The 17,856-nt window shown below is 71.2% G+C and carries 14 protein-coding genes; 5 read left to right on the top strand and 9 right to left on the bottom strand.

From position 1 onward, the window contains the following. Positions 1–76: 76 nt before the first annotated feature. The 5 genes from glpK to ACFYWI_RS17925 form a co-directional block, all read right to left on the bottom strand. Positions 77–1,600, bottom strand: coding sequence for a glycerol kinase GlpK (gene glpK / locus ACFYWI_RS17945; RefSeq protein WP_389232691.1), 1,524 nt, complete (start codon positions 1,598–1,600; stop codon positions 77–79). 12 nt (positions 1,601–1,612) lie between these two features. Beyond that, complete coding sequence (locus ACFYWI_RS17940; RefSeq protein WP_389232688.1) at positions 1,613–2,374, bottom strand: MIP/aquaporin family protein; 762 nt, start codon at positions 2,372–2,374, stop codon at positions 1,613–1,615. Between the two features lie 309 nt (positions 2,375–2,683). Beyond that, positions 2,684–3,886, bottom strand: a complete 1,203-nt coding sequence (locus ACFYWI_RS17935) for a lipid-transfer protein (RefSeq protein ID WP_389232685.1) — start codon at positions 3,884–3,886, stop codon at positions 2,684–2,686. Further along, positions 3,883–4,320, bottom strand: a complete 438-nt coding sequence (locus tag ACFYWI_RS17930) for a Zn-ribbon domain-containing OB-fold protein (RefSeq protein WP_389233430.1) — start codon at positions 4,318–4,320, stop codon at positions 3,883–3,885. The genes ACFYWI_RS17935 and ACFYWI_RS17930 overlap by 4 nt, the downstream gene beginning before the upstream one ends. A 66-nt stretch (positions 4,321–4,386) precedes the next feature. Continuing rightward, positions 4,387–4,734 (bottom strand): Mpo1-like protein, encoded by a 348-nt coding sequence (locus tag ACFYWI_RS17925; protein ID WP_389232682.1) that lies wholly within the window; start codon positions 4,732–4,734, stop codon positions 4,387–4,389. Between the two features lie 141 nt (positions 4,735–4,875). On the opposite strand from ACFYWI_RS17925, the gene ACFYWI_RS17920 reads away from it, so the two are divergent. Continuing rightward, complete coding sequence (locus tag ACFYWI_RS17920) at positions 4,876–5,391, top strand: NUDIX domain-containing protein (protein WP_389232679.1); 516 nt, start codon at positions 4,876–4,878, stop codon at positions 5,389–5,391. A 91-nt stretch (positions 5,392–5,482) separates the two neighbouring features. Next, complete coding sequence (locus tag ACFYWI_RS17915; protein ID WP_389232676.1) at positions 5,483–6,505, top strand: ROK family protein; 1,023 nt, start codon at positions 5,483–5,485, stop codon at positions 6,503–6,505. A gap of 497 nt (positions 6,506–7,002) precedes the next feature. Here ACFYWI_RS17915 and ACFYWI_RS17910 read toward each other — a convergent pair whose 3' ends face one another. Beyond that, complete coding sequence (locus tag ACFYWI_RS17910) at positions 7,003–9,351, bottom strand: glycoside hydrolase family 31 protein (RefSeq protein ID WP_389232673.1); 2,349 nt, start codon at positions 9,349–9,351, stop codon at positions 7,003–7,005. Between the two features lie 232 nt (positions 9,352–9,583). Here ACFYWI_RS17910 and ACFYWI_RS17905 point away from each other — a divergent pair, with 232 nt between their 5' ends. Beyond that, positions 9,584–11,560: an acetoacetate--CoA ligase gene (locus ACFYWI_RS17905; RefSeq protein WP_389232670.1), complete on the top strand. Its 1,977-nt coding sequence runs from the start codon at positions 9,584–9,586 to the stop codon at positions 11,558–11,560. Between the two features lie 3 nt (positions 11,561–11,563). On the opposite strand, the gene ACFYWI_RS17900 is transcribed toward ACFYWI_RS17905, so the two are convergent. Continuing rightward, complete coding sequence (locus ACFYWI_RS17900) at positions 11,564–12,883, bottom strand: aminotransferase class I/II-fold pyridoxal phosphate-dependent enzyme (protein ID WP_389232667.1); 1,320 nt, start codon at positions 12,881–12,883, stop codon at positions 11,564–11,566. 48 nt (positions 12,884–12,931) lie between these two features. Between ACFYWI_RS17900 and ACFYWI_RS17895 the strand changes: the two genes are divergently transcribed. Together ACFYWI_RS17895 and ACFYWI_RS17890 are read left to right on the top strand one after the other, a co-directional pair. Continuing rightward, positions 12,932–14,206 (top strand): MFS transporter, encoded by a 1,275-nt coding sequence (locus ACFYWI_RS17895; protein ID WP_389232664.1) that lies wholly within the window; start codon positions 12,932–12,934, stop codon positions 14,204–14,206. Between the two features lie 25 nt (positions 14,207–14,231). Beyond that, complete coding sequence (locus ACFYWI_RS17890; RefSeq protein ID WP_389232661.1) at positions 14,232–15,140, top strand: hypothetical protein; 909 nt, start codon at positions 14,232–14,234, stop codon at positions 15,138–15,140. A gap of 68 nt (positions 15,141–15,208) precedes the next feature. Here ACFYWI_RS17890 and ptsP read toward each other — a convergent pair whose 3' ends face one another. After that, positions 15,209–16,879, bottom strand: coding sequence for a phosphoenolpyruvate--protein phosphotransferase (gene ptsP / locus ACFYWI_RS17885; RefSeq protein ID WP_389232658.1), 1,671 nt, complete (start codon positions 16,877–16,879; stop codon positions 15,209–15,211). A 75-nt stretch (positions 16,880–16,954) separates the two neighbouring features. Continuing rightward, positions 16,955–17,404 (bottom strand): PTS glucose transporter subunit IIA, encoded by a 450-nt coding sequence (locus ACFYWI_RS17880; RefSeq protein WP_389232655.1) that lies wholly within the window; start codon positions 17,402–17,404, stop codon positions 16,955–16,957. Positions 17,405–17,856: the final 452 nt, after the last annotated feature.

Raw genomic sequence — 17,856 nt, 5'->3', positions numbered from 1 at the left:
GTCCGGCGTGGGCCTCCACCGCCCGATCCGTCGCGGCGCCGGACCCGGTCCATGCCGGACCCGGTCCGGGCAGGACTCAGTCCAGGCCGGACTCCTCCTCCCAGCCGAAGCTCTTCTCCACCGCCTTGCGCCAGTTGTGGTACTCCCGCTCGCGGACCTCCGCCTCCATCCGCGGCGACCACTCCACATCGCGCTGCCAGTGGCTCTTGAGCTCGTCCAGGCCCGACCAGACGCCGGTGGCGAGCCCGGCCGCGTACGCGGCGCCCAGACACGTCGTCTCGGAGACCTTCGGCCTGATCACCGGCACCCCCAGCACGTCCGCCTGATGCTGCATCAGTAACTGGTTGGCGGTCATCCCGCCGTCCACCTTCAGCGTGGTGATCGGCACCCCGGAGTCCTGGTACATCGCGTCGACGACCTCACGCGTCTGCCAGCTGGTCGCCTCCAGCACCGCCCGCGCGAGATGGGCCTTGGTGACGTACCGCGTCAGGCCGGTGATCACACCGCGCGCATCGGAGCGCCAGTAGGGCGCGAACAGCCCGGAGAACGCGGGCACGATGTACGCACCGCCGTTGTCCTCCACACTCGCCGCCAGCGTCTCGATCTCGTCCGCCGAGCGGATGATGCCGAGCTGGTCGCGGAACCACTGCACCAGCGCACCGGTGATCGCGATGGAGCCCTCCAGGCAGTACACCGGATCCTCGTCGCCGATCTTGTAGCCCACGGTGGTGATCAGCCCGCTCTTCGACGGCACCGGCCGGTTGCCGGTGTTCAGCAGCAGGAAACTGCCGGTGCCGTAGGTGTTCTTCGCCGTGCCGGTGTCGTAGCAGGCCTGTCCGAAGATCGCCGCCTGCTGGTCGCCGAGCGCCGAGGCCACCGGCACGCCCGCGAGCTGGCCCACGGCCGTTCCGTACACCTCGGCCGACGACCTGATCTCGGGCAGCACCGCCTGGGGGATGTTCATCGCCATGAGAATGTCCGGATCCCACTGCAGGCTCTGCAGGTTCATCAGCATCGTGCGTGAGGCGTTGGTGACATCGGTGACATGCGCTCCGCCGTCCGTGCCGCCGGTCAGGTTCCAGATCAGCCAGGAGTCGATGGTGCCGAAGGCGATCTCGCCCCGCTCGGCGCGGCCGCGCAGCCCGGGGACGTTGTCCAGCAGCCAGGCGGCCTTGGGACCGGAGAAGTAGCTGGCGAGCGGCAGTCCGGTGGCGTCTCGGAAGCGGTCCTGCCCGTCGGTGCCGCCGAGTTCCCGGCACAGGGCGGCAGTACGGGTGTCCTGCCAGACGATCGCGTTGTGGACCGGTTTGCCGGTCGCGCGGTCCCACAGGACCGTTGTCTCCCGCTGGTTGGTGATGCCGAGCGCGCTGAGCTGCTCGGCCCGCAGGCCCGCATCGGCGAGTGCCCCGGCGACGACCGCCTGCACCTTCGACCAGATCTCGGTGGCGTCGTGCTCCACCCAGCCGGGCTTGGGGAAGATCTGCCGGTGCTCGCGCTGGTCGACGGCGACGATCGCGCCGTCCTGGTCGAAGATGATGCAGCGGCTGGACGTGGTGCCCTGGTCGATTGCGGCGACGTATTTCTGCGAGGTGTCCGTCATGACGTTCCTTTGTCAGAAGGCTGCGTTGAAGACGAGACCCGCCAGCAGACCGCCCACCAGCGGGCCGGCCACGGGGATCCAGGCGTAACCCCAGTCGGAGGTTCCCTTGTTGGGGATCGGCAGGAGGGCGTGCGTGATACGGGGCCCGAGGTCGCGCGCCGGGTTGATGGCGTATCCGGTCGGCCCGCCCAGTGACAGGCCGATGCCGACGACCAGCAGCGACACCAGCAGGATCGAGATTCCGGAGCCGTAGATCCCGGCGTTCTCACCGGGGATCGGGCCGATACCGATACCGGCGTTGCGTCCGAAGGCCAGGATGGGCAGGACGAGTGCGACCGTCGCGATGATCTCGGACACGAGGTTCGCGACCGGGCTGCGGATCTCCGGGCCGGTGGAGAAGATCCCGAGCGTCGGCTGCGCGTTCTCGGCATCCGCGTTGGCCTGGAACTGCGCGAAGTACACCAGGTAGGCGAGCACGGCGCCGAGGGCCGCGCCGATCATCTGTGAGGCGATGTACAGCGGGACCTTGCTCCACTCCCCGGTGTCGACGGCGACACCCACGGTCACGGCGGGGTTGAGGTGTCCGCCCGACAGCGGAGCCGCGGTGTACGCACCGGCCAGCACCCCGAAGCCCCAGCCGAAGGAGATCACCACCCAGCCGGCGGCCTTCGCCTTGGAGTGGTGCAGCGTGACCGCGGCGCAGACGCCCGCGCCGAACAGGATGAGTATCGCGGTGCCGATGACCTCACCGAGAAGGATGTCTGCGTTGCTCATGGCGGCTCCTTGGCCCTTGCCCGGGGCACTGGCCCCGGTCCTTGGTGCAGGGTGCGTGCTCCATGGCATTCCATGGCTGCGGAGCCGGTGGCAGGGGGTGTCCCGTGCCCTCTCGGCGTCCGTGACGAGCATGGTGAGCGTGCCGAAGTGCGGCGATGCCGACGAAGAGGCAGTGTTCACCTGCCGTGATGGGCAGTCAAGCATGCCTGCAGTACGCGCAGTTCACGGCAGGTGCTGGACACGGCGGGGCGGAACGTAAGGTGCTCGCGCCCCGTGCCGAAAGCGCTTCACCACACGGGCCGACCCGTCTCAGCGGACGACGACGACGGCCGAGCCATGGCCGAACAGGCCCTGGTTCGCGGTGATTCCGACCCGGGCACCCGGTACCTGCCGCTGTCCGGCCGTGCCCCGCAGCTGCCAGGTCAGCTCGCAGACCTGGGCGATGGCCTGGGCGGGCACGGCCTCGCCGAACGAGGCCAGTCCGCCACTCGAGTTGACCGGGATTCGGCCCCCGAGCGCGGTGACGCCGTCGCGTACGAGCGCCGCGCCCTCACCCACCTTGCACAGCCCGATGTCCTCGTACCACTGCAGCTCCAGCGCCGTGGACAGGTCGTACACCTCGGCGAGCGAGAGGTCCTCGGGGCCGATGGAGGCCTCCTCGTACGCCGCCGTGGCGATCGAGGCGCGGTAGGACCGCGGCCCCGGGGCGGCGGCCGTCGCAGAATCCGTCGCGATGTCCGGGAGATCCAGCACATCGCGTGGATACGTCGGCGTGACGGTGGACACGGCCCGGATACGGACGGGGGCGGCGACCGAGTGCCGTCGGGCGAAGTCCATGCTGGACAGCACCAGTGCGGCCGCGCCGTCGGAGGTGGCGCAGATGTCGAGCAGCCGCAGCGGATCGGCGACCACCGCGGAGGCCGCCACCGCCTCGGCCGAGACGGTTTGGCGGTAGCGGGCGTTGGGGTTGAGCGCGCCGGCCGCGGCGTTCTTCACCTTGACGAGGGCGAAGTCCTCAGGGGTGTCGCCGTGCAGCGCGATGCGGCGGCGGGCGTACAGGGCGAAGTAGGCCGGATTGGTCGCTCCCAGCACGCGAAAGCGCAACCAGTCCGGATCGTCGGGGCGATCACCCCCGGCCGGGGCGAAGAACCCCTTCGGCGCCGCATCCGCGCCCACCACGAGCACCACATCCGCGAGGCCCGCGAGGATCTGGGCGCGGGCGGCGCCGATCGCCTGTGCCCCCGATGCGCAGGCCGCGTAGACGCTGGTGACGCGCGCCCCCTGCCAGCCCAGGGCCCGGGCGAACGTCGCTCCCGCCACATAGCCGGGATAGCCACCGCGGACCGTGTCCGCGCCGACCACCGACTGCACCTGCCGCCAGTCGACGCCGGCGTCGGCGAGCGCGGCCCGGGCGGCCGCCGTCCCGTACTGGACGAAGCTGCGCCCCCATTTGCCCCAGGGGTGCATTCCGGCCCCGAGGACCGCGATGTCCCCCCGTGCGTCGCCGCTCATCGGGCGGCCTCGACCGGGCGCCAGTGCCAGGTTGTCCAGACGGTGCCTGTGTCCGCGTCCTCGTTGAGCACGCCGGGCACCACCTCGACCTCCATCCCGACCGCCAGATCAGCGACGCCGACACCAGGTGCGGCCTGGCCGAGTACGACCATTCCCTCGGCCTCGAGCTCGACAGCGACCAGGGTGTACGGCTCCCACGGTGCCTCCGGGTCGGACACGTACGGCGCGGGCGGCCGGTAGCGCCCGTCGGTGTACGACCACACCCGCCCCTGCCGCGACAGTGGCACCTCCACCAGTTCGCCGCCCGTGCAGGAGGGATTGCGGCAGTGTGCGTCCTCGCGGGGAAAGAAGACCGCCGAGCAGGCCGTGCAGCGCGTACCGAGCAGCCGGAAGTCCTCCTCACCGCTGTCGCGTGTGAACCATCCGGTCACCACAGGCGTGCGCGTCAAGGCCCCTCCCCGGCACAGAGATCTGACGGTACGTCAGAAGTGTGCCACGGATCAGCGGTTCTCGGCGAGCCACTTGGCGGCGGTCTCGGCCAGCTCCGCGTCCCGGCCGGCCAGCATCATCCGGATCATCCGGGCGTCGCCGCGCAGTGACCACACGGGATGCCCGAAGGTGGCCGGATTGTTCTTCTCGATGAAGAAGTGGGCCGGCCAGGCCGTCCCGTAACCGATCAGCGGCAGCGCGGCCGCATACCGCTTCCGGCCTCGCGCCAGCCCGTACACGCTGATCGCCAGCCCGGTGAGGGTGCCCGTCAGATGGACCCAGCGTGTCGCCGCGCGCGCATGCATCGCGACGTAGTACGGCCAGAACTCCTCGTACGAATCAAACGTCTGCTCAGCCATACCCGCACCGTAACGGCTGGACGCGCAACCCGAAACGGCCAGGGGGCCAGGGCGCGAAAAGCGGTGTACAAGTCCTGTCATGGGCAATCGTTTGTGAGTTCATGCCCCGAAGGGAATGAGTGGTCGGATACAGTCCGGCGGGTGTCGAAGGACTCCCACTGCGGCCACTGCGGAGCGCCGTACGGCTCCGTCACCGACTGGCCCCGCTCCTGTCCGGCTTGCGGCGAGATCGCCTACCGCAATCCCCTGCCCGTCGCGGTGGCGCTGCTGCCCGCACATGACGCGCAGGGCACCGGGCTCGTCGTGATCACCCGCACCATCGAACCCGCACGCGGCGGCATCGCCCTGCCCGGCGGGTTCATCGACCACACCGAGGACTGGCGGGCCGCGGTCGTACGGGAGTTGAACGAGGAAACCGGCATCGAGGCATCGCAGCACGAGGTCCGGCTCGCCGATGCGCTCAGCTCGCCGGGCGGCCACCTGTTGCTGTTCGGGCTGCTGCCCGAGCGCCCTGCGGCCGACCTCCCGCCACCGGCGCCGACCGACGAGACGTACGGCTGGCACCTGCTGCGCACCCCGGCCGAGCTTGCCTTCCCGCTGCACACCACAGCGGCCCGCAAGTGGTTCGAGGGCGGCTACGCCAACTGCGCGCAGTGAGACGCGCCGGCCGACAGGAGAACGTCGGCGGCCGGACCGACATTCGGCGACAGCGGACGACCGGCCCATGACGGAAGGGCGGGAGCCACCCGTGTACGCAGCACTCGACATCGGCGGCACCAAGATCGCCGGCGCCCTGATCGACGACTCGGGCCGCATTCTGGTGCGGGCCAGGAGGCCCACGCCGGCGGACGGCCCCGCAGCCGCCTTGATGAGCGCGGTCACCGCGGTGGTCGACGAGCTCGCCCAGGACCCGCGCTGGGAGGCGCTGACCTGCCTGGGCATCGCCAGCGCCGGTCCTGTGGACGCCGCGGCCGGCACGGTCAGCCCGGTCAACATTCCGGCCTGGCGGTCGTTCCCCCTGGCGGACGAGGTGCGTTCCCATCCGCGGCTGCCCGCCGCCATCGCGCCCGTACTGATCGGCGACGCCGTGGCCATGGCCTCCGCCGAGCACTGGCTGGGTGCAGCCAAGGGCGTCGCAAACGCCCTGTGCATGGTGGTGTCCACAGGCGTCGGCGGCGGCCTCATCCTCAACGGCGCACTGCACCCCGGACCCACCGGGAACGCCGGACACATCGGCCACATCAGCGTCGACCTGGACGGTGCACCGTGCCCATGCGGCGCGCGCGGCTGCGTCGAGGTCATGGCCGGTGGTCCCGCCATCGCACGCCACGCGCTGGACGCGGGCTGGTCACCGCCGCCCGGAGTGCCGCCGTCGGCGGCGGCTGTCGCGGTCGCCGCACATGCGGGCGACCCCCGTGCCCTGGCGGCGTACGAGCGTGCGGCACAGGCACTCGCGGCGGGCATCGCCGCCACCGCGTCGCTCGTCGAACTCGAACTGGTGGTGATCGGCGGGGGAGTGGCCCAGGCAGGCGAGATCCTGCTTGCACCGCTGCGGCGGCAGCTCCCGCGCTACGCCACGCTCGACTTCACCCGCGATCTGCGGGTCACCGCCTCCCGACTGGCACTTGACGCGGGACTGATCGGCGCCGCCGGTGCGGCCGCCCGCGGGGCGCGCTGCCCTGCGGGGGAGGCCGCCCGGGGCCAGGGCCGGTCGCACCTCACCGGGAGGCAGAGGCATGCCCGACAGACACCGCACCGACCTGGTTCATGACGTCCTCGGGGCGCACCCGCCGCCGATCCGGTCGGTGGCCCCGGGGCCTACCGTCGCCGAGCCGGGCCGTGGCCCCAGCACTGATCGTCGCCGGCACGCTCGGGGACCGGCTCCAGCGCTCATCCGTCGCCGATCCGGACGGTGGCCCGGGGCCTACCGTCGTCGAGCGGTCCGTGGCGCCCCGCCCCGGCGCCCCCGCCGAGCCGGTCCGCGGCCCGTCGGTGGTCCGCACCCCGAGCAGGCGCCTCGCACGGCACAGAGGGCCCTGGCCGGTCGCGGCCCGACCGGCGGAGGGGCCCTCGGCATGGCCCGTCCGAGGGCGGGTCGTCGTCCATGGGCACTCGCGCCACGGGCCACCCGACGGGCCGGCGCCGGAGCGGACTCGTACGCGCTGGGTGCGCCCCTGAGCTGCGGGCACGCAGGGCGTAGGTGGACCACCCGCCCGGGCGCCCCGTCCGTCGCCTCGGGCACCTCCCACCCCGCTGCCACGCGGCCCCTCAGCCCAGCCCCCGCACCCGTGCAGGACCCTCCACCGGCACCGGACCCGCGTCGGTCATCCGCTCCACCACCACCCGGCCGGCGGAGAGCCGCGTCGCATAGCGCTCCACCTCCGCCTCCCCCCAACCGTCGCCCCCGTCACGGACCACCAGACCGCCACCCCGTCGCCCGGGCGCCGGGGCCCACACCTCCAGTTCGACCCCGTCCTCGCCCTGGACCGCAAGCACCGCCCCCGCACGTGCCAGCACCGGGATACGCGACAGGGGCGCATCGACCAGCACCTGGCCGGGCCCGTCGTACGCCCGCCCGCTCGCCGTGTCGTACCACCGCCCACGCGGCAGCCGCACAGCCCGCCGGTCCGCGCCCCGCTCCAGCACCGGGGCCACCAGCAGCGCATCGCCCAGCAGGAAGGCGTCCTCGCAGTCACGCAGCAACCGGTCCCCGGGAGCGCCCCACCACACCGGACGCACATACGGCGCGCCGGTCAGCCGGGCCAGATGCGCCAGCGTGACGAAGTACGGGCGCAGCCGCTCCCGTTCCAGCAGCGCCGCCTTCGCATGCGTCAGCACCTCGGGACCGAACTCCCACGGCTCCCTGCGGCCGGCGTCGATCGCCGCATGCGTGCGGAACAGCGGCAGATACGCCCCGAGCTGGAACCATCGCAGATACAGCTCCGGCGACGGACTGCCGTCGAAACCGCCCACATCAGGGCCCGAGTACGGCACTCCGCACAGCCCGAGCCCCAGCACCAGCGCGAGCGAGGCCCGCAGCCCCGGCCAGGTCGACGACACATCACCCGACCAGGTGCCCCCGTATCTCTGCATGCCCGCCCAGCCCGAGCGCGAGAACTGGAACGGCCGCTCGTCCGGGCGCAGCCGGCGCAGCGCCTCGTAGCCGGCCCTCGCCATGGCGAGGCCGTACACGTTGTGGGCCTCCCGGTGATCGCCCCCGCGCCCCTCCAGCGCGTGCCGGGCGGAGCGGGGCAGCGTCATGTCGCCGAACGGCGTGAACGCCACCGGTTCGTTCATGTCGTGCCACACGCCCGAGAAGCCCTGCGCGAGCCGCTCCTCGTACAGCTCGCCCCACCAGGCCCGTACCTTCGGATCGGTGAAGTCCGGATAGACGCAGTCGCCGGGCCAGACGACGCCCCGGACCTCGCGGCCACGCCCGTCCCGCACGAAGGCACCGGCCGACGACCCGCTGTCGTACACCGCGTTTCCCGGCTGCGCCTTCACCGCCGGATCGACGATCGAGACCAGCCGCACCCCGTCCTCGCGCAGATCCTTCGCCATGCCCGGCAGATCGGGAAAACGCTGCCGGTCGACGGTGAACACCTGATGGTCGTCGTAGTGGTCGATGTCGAGATGGACCGCGGACAGCGGCAGCCCACGCTCCCGGTAGCCCGCCACGACCCGCCGCACCTTCTCCTCGCTGCCGAAACCCCAGCGTGCGTGCTGCGGACCCAGCGCCCACGACGGCGGCAGCGCCGGCGCGCCCGTGAGCTGCGCCCAGCCGTTCAGTACGCGTGCGGGCGTGCCCGCCACGACCCAGCACCGCAGCGGCCCGCCGTCCAGGCGCACCTCGCAGGTCCCGGGCCGGTCGTGCCCGGAACCGGCTCCCTCCTCGCCCTCGCGCAGCGTGATACGGCCCTCCCAGGAGTTGTCGTGGAAGGCCAGATGGGTGCCCGCGTCCGACACCACCAGCTGCACCGGCATCGTGATGTAGAGCGGATCGTCGCCGGGCTCGAAGCCGCCCTTGGGATCGGTGTTCCACAGCCGGTACGTCCCCTCGCGCAGCCGCGGCCCTGCCGCCCGGCCGCCGAGACCGAAGAACCGGGCGTCCGCAGGCACCTGGCTGCGCTGCACCCAGCGCGCCGGGCCGCCGCCGACCGGCTCCCACCAGCGGGGCGGCAGATCCCGGCGCAGCACCAGCCCGCCGGGGGTACGGATCTCGACCGCGCCGTGCCGGGAGACCTCGACCGTCACGCGCTGCGACACGACTCGCCAGCCGCCGTCCTTGTCCGGTTCCAGCCCGGCCCGGGAGTCGGGCTCGGGGGCCTCATCGGCCAGCGCGTACGACGGATCCGGCCGGGCGCCGTCCCACCCCCAGAACACGGCGCCGCCCGCCGCGACCATGATGCGCAGCTCGGAGCGGGCGAAGCGGACGATCCCGCCACCGGGCAGCGGTTCGGCATCGCGCACGGGGCCGGGCACCCTGGCCCGTTCCGGCCCCCTCGCGGGCAGGCCCTCGGCATCCGTTCTGTGCCGCCGCCAAGCGGAGCGCGCCGCCCGCAGCCCCCGCACCGTGCCGAAAGTCCTCACCGAGCGCACCAGATCACGACCGTCCATGCAGCTCACCCTGCCATTCGGCCGCTGCCCCGTGGGCTCTGTTCAACTCCCGTTCACCCGTGGTGGCAGCACATATTCGCCGACTCGACCATGGGTGATGAGCCCTGGTGTGAAAGACGATCACATGGCATCGTCCCTCTCAGCCGCGTCACGCGCACACCCCGCTCGTGCGCGCGCCGCACGCATACACCGCGTCGAGCACAAAGCGTCGAGCCAGCCCGGGAGCCGCCCCATGACCGCAGCAGCGAACCCTGCCCCTCTCTGGCAGCCCGACCCCGACCGCATCGCGGCAGCCCGGATCACCCGGTTCCAGGCGTGGGCCGCCGAGCGCCACGGTGCCCCTGCCGAGGGCGGCTACGAAGCACTGCACCGCTGGTCCGTCGCGGAGCTGGAGGCCTTCTGGCAGGCGGTCGCCGACTGGTTCGAGATCCGTTTCTCCACCCCGTACGAGCGCGTGCTCGCCGACCCCGCCATGCCCGGCGCCCGGTGGTTCCCCGGTGCCATGCTGAACTACGCCGAGCATGCGCTGCGCGCCTCCGAGGACCCAGCGCGCTCCCATGACCCGGCACTGCTTCATGTGGACGAGACACATGAGCCGACCCCGATCAGCTGGTCGGAGCTCCGCCGCCAGGTCGGCGCACTCGCCGCCGAACTGCGCACCCTCGGCGTACGACCGGGAGACCGCGTCAGCGGCTATCTCCCCAACATCCCGCAGGCCGTCACAGCGTTCCTCGCCACCGCCGCGGTCGGCGCCGTGTGGACCTCCTGCGCCCCCGACTTCGGCGCCCGGAGCGTCCTCGACCGCTTCCAGCAGGTCGAGCCCGTCGCGCTGTTCACCGTGGACGGCTACCGCTACGGCGGCAAGGAGCACGACCGCACCGAGACCGTGGCCGAGCTGCGCCGCGAGCTGCCCACGCTGCGCGCCGTGATCCACATCCCGCTGCTGGGCACCGAGGCCCCGGAGGGCGCCCTCGAATGGTCCGCCGTGACCGCCGACGACGTGGAGCCCGTCTTCGAGCAGGTCCCCTTCGACCACCCGTTGTGGGTCCTGTACTCCTCCGGCACCACGGGTCTGCCGAAGGCCATCGTCCAGTCGCAGGGCGGCATCCTGCTGGAGCACTTCAAGCAGCTCGGCCTGCATTGCGACCTCGGTCCCGAGGACCGCTTCTTCTGGTACACCTCCACCGGCTGGATGATGTGGAACTTCCTCGTCTCCGGACTGCTCACCGGCACCACCGTCGTGCTGTACGACGGCAGCCCCGGCTACCCCGACACGGGCGCCCAGTGGCGTATCGCGGAACGCACCGAGGCGACCCTGTTCGGCACTTCCGCCGCGTACGTCATGGCCTGCGCCAAGGCGGAGGTCCACCCGGCACGCGATTTCGACCTGTCCCGCGTCAAGTGTGTGGCCACCACAGGGTCACCGCTGCCGCCCGACGGGTTCCGCTGGCTGCACGACGAGGTGGCCGGCGACCTGTGGATCGCCTCGGTCAGCGGCGGCACCGATGTGTGCAGCTGCTTCGCCGGAGCCGTACCCACCCTCCCCGTGCACATCGGCGAGCTGCAGGCCGCCTGCCTCGGCACCGACCTGCAGTCCTGGGATCCGCACGGCAAGCCGCTGATCGGGGAGGTCGGCGAACTCGTCGTCACCAACCCCATGCCCTCGATGCCGATCCGGTTCTGGAACGACCCCGACGGCAGCCGCTACCGCGACAGTTACTTCGAGATGTTCCCCGGCGTCTGGCGGCACGGCGACTGGATCACGATCACCGACCACGGCTCGGTCGTCATCCACGGCCGCTCCGATTCGACGCTCAACCGCCAGGGCGTGCGCATGGGTTCGGCGGACATCTACGAGGCCGTCGAACGTCTCCCGGAGATCCGCGAATCACTCGTCATCGGTCTCGAGGAGCCGGGCGGCGGCTACTGGATGCCGCTGTTCGTGCATCTCGTCGACGGCGCGACGCTCGACGACGGGCTGCGCGCGCGCATCAAGCAGACCATCCGCGAGCAGCTCTCGCCGCGTCATGTCCCGGACGACATCATCCAGGTCCCCGGAGTCCCGCACACGCTGACCGGCAAGCGCATCGAGGTGCCGGTCAAGCGCCTGCTCCAGGGCACGGCCCTGGCCAAGGCGGTCAACCCCGGTTCCGTCGACAACCTCGACCTCCTGCGTTTCTACGAGGAGCTGGCCCGCACCCGCGGCTGACGGTCAGCCCCCGTACGTGGCCTCGGACTCGCCCAGCACAGCGGCGAAGTCCGAGGCCAGCCGAGTTGCGTCCGCCTCTTCGAGGCCGGCGCTGGTGATCCGTACGGCCGGAGGGCTGGCGATCCGGAATCGGGTGCCGGCCGCCACCCACCAGCCGTGCGTGCGCAGCCCGTTGACCACCGCCGACTCGTCGCGCACCGGCACCCACACATTGAGCCCGCTCTCGCCGTACGCCGCGATCCCGTGCTGCCCCAGAGCACCGATCAGCGCTGCACGCCGTACCGCGTACGCCCTGCGCCCTGCGGCCACCAGCTTCCCCGTCCCCGGATCGGCCAGCAGCCGGGCCGCGGTCTCCTGCAGTACGAGACTGACCCACCCGGACGTCAGCAGCAGCCGTCCGTCGTGGCGTGCCAGCGTCGTGGCATCGCAGGCCAGCGCCGCCCAGCGCAGATCGATGCCCAGATGCTTCGACGCTGTTCGTACCTGTGCCCAGCGCGGCAGTCCGCCGGTGCTCAGCGAGTGCAGGGGTACGCCGGCGATGTCCGCGTTGTGATCGTCCTCCACCACCAGTACGTCGGGGAACCCGCCGAGCACCGCCAGGAGTTCGTCGCGCCGCCGCGCCGAGAACCAGCCTCCGCGCGGGCTCTGCCCCCGCGGGCTGCACAGTACCGCGCGCACCCCGGCGCGCAGCGCCTGCCTCAGTTCGTCGGGCCGCATACCCTCGTCATCCACCGCGACCGGCAGCATCCGCAGCCCCAGCGCCGGGACCAGGTCCAGCAGATGGTGGAAACCAGGATCCTCCACGGCCACTGCGTCACCGGGCTTCAGCTCGGTGGACAGCAGACGCGCGATGCAGTCCAGCGCACCGTGGGCGAAGGTCACCTGCCCGTCGGGCACCCCGTCGCGAGCGAACCACTCCCGGGCCAGCACTTCCAGCCGGGGCATCCGCGGGTTGCCGCGGTGCGATCCCTGGACCGGTGAGACCCGGTTCGGAGGGGTCAGGACGGGCAGGAAGGCCGGGTCGGGGTGGCCGCCCGCCAGGTCGCGCACCCCTGCCGGCACCCGCGGCGGACGCCGGGAACCCACGGCCGGGGCGTGCGCCACCACGGTCCCGCCACGCCCGCGGGTCACCACGATCCCGCGCTGCCGCAACTCCTTGTACGCGGTGGCGACGGTGCCGGGGCTGACCCCGAGTTCGTCGGCGAGCCGACGCACCGGAGGCAGTGCGTCCCCCGGCCCCAAACCGCCCTGTGCCACCGCGCGTTCGACGGATGCGGCAATTGCCCTGGCGGTCATACCGCTGATGGAATATTGTGCTGCCACGTACTCGACAATGTACCAATACGTAATTGATGTCAAGGGGGAGGGGCCGTGCGCCTCAAGCAGTACCGGGCCGCAGCCGGAGAACGCATTCCCGGCGGAGCCGACGGCCGCCGCATGCTCTGGATCTCCCTCGTCGACAAGACCGGCGCCGGCCTCTGGGCCGCCACCGGAGCTCTCTACTTCACCTATGTCACCGGCCTGAGCGTCGCCGAGGTCGGCATCCTGCTCGCCGTCTCCGCCGGCATCGGAGTCGCCGGAGCACCCATCGCCGGCCGCATCGCCGACCGGATGCCGCTCACCCGGCTGATGACCGCCATGCAACTGCTGCGCGCAGCAGCCGGCCTGGCCCTCCTCACCAGCGACCACTACGCGCTGCTGCTGGCGTTCGCGGCTGCCGGCAGCTTCGGCGACCGCGCCACCAGCGTCCTCACCAAGCTCTATGCCGCCCGGATCAGCGGCCCCGACCGGGTCCGCTACCAGGCCGTGAACCGAACCGTCTCCAACATCGGCTTCGCGGTCGGCGGCATCGCCGCGGCCGCCGCACTCGGGGTCGGCACCACCCTCGCCTACCAGGCGCTCGTCGTCGGCAACGCACTCGCCTCCTTCGTCGCCGCACTGCTGGTCGTACGGTGCGCGGAAGCACCGGTCCCGGCCCGCGTCGTCACCGGCTCCGCCGCCAAGACCACCGCCGCCAAGCCCAAGAGCCCCTGGCGGGACCGCACCTACCTCCTCTACACAGCGAGTGAAGCGGTGCTGTTCCTCGACGACGCGGTCTTCAAGGTCGGCCTGCCGCTGTGGCTCGTGCACGCCACCGACGCCCCGCACGGCCTCGCCCCGCTGTTGCTCGTCCTCAACAACGTGCTGGTCGTTGCGCTCCAGATACCGCTCGCCCGCTACGGCGCCACCAGCCGGGCCGCCCGTCGGCTCCTGGTGCCGCTCGCGGCAGCCTTCGCAGGTGGAGCCCTTGCCCTCAGCCTCTCGGTGGTAGGCGGAGCCTGGACCGCGAGTGCCGCACTCACGATCGCCGCTGTTGCTCTCACCCTTGCCGAGATGCTCCACTCCGTCGCGTCCTGGGAGCTGTCGATCGCCCTCGCACCCGACGAGGCTCAGGGCGCCTATCTCGGCGTCCACGCCCTCGCCGTCTCCGTCCAGCGCAGCGTCGGCCCGCTGGTCATGTCCGCGGTCATCGCAACCGGCCCCGCCGGATGGGCCCTGTTCGGCGCCTGCCTGGCCGCCACCTGCCTCGCCCAGAGTCGGCTCGTACGCGACCGGCTGCCCGGACCCGCGTTGTCAGTGCCCCCCACTACGGTGAGTCACGACTGATCAACAGCGCTCAGGGGGAATCAGCATGGCGCACACCAGCCCGACCAAGCGGCCCGCCACCCACGCATCGATGCGGCGCACCCTGCGCCGCGAAGTCCCCAGCACCGTCGGCATCCTCGCGGACGAACAGGACTTCCGCTCGATGCGCCGCTACCGCACCTTCACCTTCGACGATCATCCGACCTATCTGCGCCAGGCCGAGCAACTGCTCACATCGCTGGCATCCCGGCACCTGCACACATCCGTGGCCCTTTTCGATCCGGACGAGTTCGCGGAGTTCTGCGCCGAAGCGGGCGTCGACCCCGACGGTGCCGAGAGCCGCAGCCGCTTCACCGCCGAGATCGCGGGTCGGGGCCCGGCCGTCCTGTACACAGGGCAGTCACTGGGCAGTCTGCTGCCTGAGCTGATCAACAAGGCGGTACGACAGGCGACATGGGAGTACGCGACGATGCTCCTCGCCGAGCTCGGAGCCTGCGCGGACTGCGGCCAGGACATCGGCCGTTCCGCGTTCGACCGGGCCTCCCGCATCCTGATGCGGCTCCTGGAAGTGGCGGGCCCCGGCAGCCACCACCTCGTGTGCAGCGTCTCCGGCCCGGACGAACAACTCCTCGCTGTTCTGCACGCCGAGGCCACCGCGGGCTCATTGGCGGAACTGGACGCCTCCGAAGGCGCCGAGTTCGTCACCGTGCTCGCCGCCGGCATCGCGCTGGAGAGTGCAGGCGGCCTGGTGCTGCGCACGAGCGCCCCCGACACCGCCGACCGCCTCCACGGCTGGCGCCTGAGCCAGGGCGGCCTCGTCCCCCTCACCGCCGGCGAAGTCTTCAACGCCTACTGCACGAACGCGGCCACCGGCGCCCCCGTGTCCCCCGAACCCGGCGTCGAATACTGCGCCGGCTTCCCCGTCACCACCCACGAGCCCGACGACCACCACTGACCGCAGCACGAAGGGGCTCCCGCCGAACCCGGTGGAAGCCCCTTCGATCAGCCGTCGTCCTGCGCGTCCTACTCGCCGGACAGAACCGCCTGTGCGGCTACCCGGGCCTCCTCGGCGGTGTCAGCGGCACGCGCGGCAGCCGCAGCACGCTCGCACTGGGCGAGGGTGGACTTCGCCAGCGTCGCTCGTACATAAGGAATGGACGCCGCACCCATCGACAGCGACGTCACCCCCAGCCCGGTGAGCACACACGCCAGCAGCGGATCGGAGGCAGCCTCACCACACACACCACAGCTCTTGCCCTCGGCCTTCGCGGCCTCGGCCGACAGCGCCACCAGATCGAGCAGCGCAGGCTGCCACGGGTCCTGCAGCCGGGACACCGCACCCACCTGTCGGTCGGCGGCAAACGTGTACTGCGCGAGGTCATTGGTGCCCAGGGAGAGGAACTCGACCTCCCGCAGGATCGAACGTGCCCGCAGTGCGGCGGACGGAATCTCGACCATGGCACCGAACTTCGCCTGCAGCCCCGCCTCGCGGCACGCGTCCGCGAACGCCCTGGCGTCCGTACGGTCCGCCACCATCGGCGCCATGACCTCGAGATGTACGGGCAGCCCCTCAGCCGCCTTCGACAGCGCGGTCAGCTGGGTCCGCAGTACCTCCGGGTGGTCGAGCAACGCGCGCAGCCCCCGAACGCCCAGCGCAGGGTTCGGCTCGTCGGCCGGCGTCAGGAAGTCCAGCGGCTTGTCGGCACCGGCGTCCAGCACCCGCACCACCACCCGGCCCTCGGGGAAGGCCTCGAGCACCTGGCGGTACGCCTCGATCTGCTTCTTCTCCGACGGTGCCTGCTTGCTGTCGTCCAGGAACAGGAACTCGGTACGGAACAGCCCGATACCCTCGGCACCCGCCTCGACCGCCGCCGGAACATCGGCGACGCCCCCGATATTGGCGAGCAGCGGCACCTTGTGCCCGTCCGATGTCGCGCCCGGCCCACTCGAAGCCGCCAGCGCGGCCTTGCGCTCGGCCGCGGCCGAGGCAAGCAGAGCCTGCTTGTCCTCGCTAGGTTCCACGAAGATCTCGCCCGTGCTGCCGTCGACCGCGATCAGCGTTCCCTCACCGATCTCACTCGCGCCCGGCAGAGCCACGACGGCGGGAACCCCGAGGGCCCGTGCCAGAATCGCACTGTGGCTGGTCGGCCCACCCTCCTCGGTGACGAAGCCGAGCACCAGCGTCGGGTCCAGCAGCGCGGTGTCCGCCGGCGCGAGGTCCCGCGCGATCAGTACATACGGCTCGTCGCTGTCCGGCACACCCGGCATGGGCACACCGAGCAGCCGCGCCACGATCCGGTTGCGTACGTCGTCCAGGTCCGCGACGCGCCCTGCCAGGTACTCGCCGGCACCCGCCAGCAGGGCCCGGTACGCCGCGAACGCGTCGTACACCGCACGCTCGGCGGTGCTGCCCACGGCGATCCGACGCTCCACGTCGGCCATGAGCTCCGGGTCCTGCGCCATCATGGCCTGTGCCTCGAGCACGGCCTGGGCCTCGCCGCCTGCCAGATTGCCCCGAGCAATCAGGTCGGCGGACACAGCCTCCACGGCCTGACGGGCGCGCCCCTGTTCGCGCTTCGCGTCCTCGGCGGGAATCTGCTTGGCCGGCGGCTCGAGTACCGCCGTGCCCATGTGCCGGACTTCGCCGATCGCCAACCCGTGGCTCACGCCGACGCCTCGCAGCGTTGTCTCCATGTCACCCGTCTTCGGTCGAGCGACGGCTTCCCGGCCGCCGCGGTGAATGTCCCAGTCGCCGTCATCGCGGCGGCGTCACTGCCAGGTGAAAAGGGTGTCCCCGGCCTTCACATCGCCGTCCTCACGGAGTCCGGCGAGAGAGTCGGCCGTGGCCTCGAGTGCCACGATCGGGCAGATGGGAGACTTGCCGGCCTCCTCGACGGCCGACGGGCTCCAGCGCACGACGGCCTGTCCGCGCGTGACGGTGTCGCCCTTGTTGACGAGCAGCTCGAAGCCTTCGCCGTTGAGTTGGACGGTGTCGATGCCGAGATGCGTCAGAACGCCGTGCCCTTCGCCGTCGACGACGACGAAGGCATGCGGGTGCAGGGAAACGACGATGCCGTCGACGGGCGAGACGGCTTCCGATGCCTCGCGATCGGGATCAATGGCAGTCCCGGGACCGACCATCGCACCGGAGAACACGGGATCGGGCACTGCCGCGAGCCCGATGGCACGTCCGGCAAGAGGGGACGTCACTGTGGTCATGGACCCTCCCAGGGGCGGAGTTTTCGTACGGCGTCGTCACTGCGCTGTCCCTGACGACGCGCTGTTGAGCAGGGTAAGTCACAAGAAGTCCTAGTTTCCCCCGACTGGTAACAGTTGGGGGATCTAGGGGTGCACCGGAAACGATTTGCTACCACTCCAGGTGGCGTGTAGGGTCGTACCCCTGCCTGGCCCCAACGCGACTTTGAGTCGGGGGTCGGCAGCACCTATCAAGGCGGGATCCTAACTGGTCTACACCTCTGCATGTCCGCAGGGTGGTGGTCAGGAGGACTAAAAAAGCCTGATAGAGTTTGGAAACACCGAAGGGAAGCGCCCGGAGGGCCCGATGAAAAGGGTCCGAAGGAAGCGTCCGTTCCTTGAGAACTCAACAGCGTGCCAAAAATCAACGCCAGATATGTTGATACCCCGTCCATCCTTCGGATGGTCGAGGTTCC

The organism is Streptomyces sp. NPDC002889 (genome assembly GCF_042888425.1).
Classification (GTDB): domain Bacteria; phylum Actinomycetota; class Actinomycetes; order Streptomycetales; family Streptomycetaceae; genus Streptomyces.
This window is presented reverse-complemented; position numbering and strand designations above follow the sequence as displayed.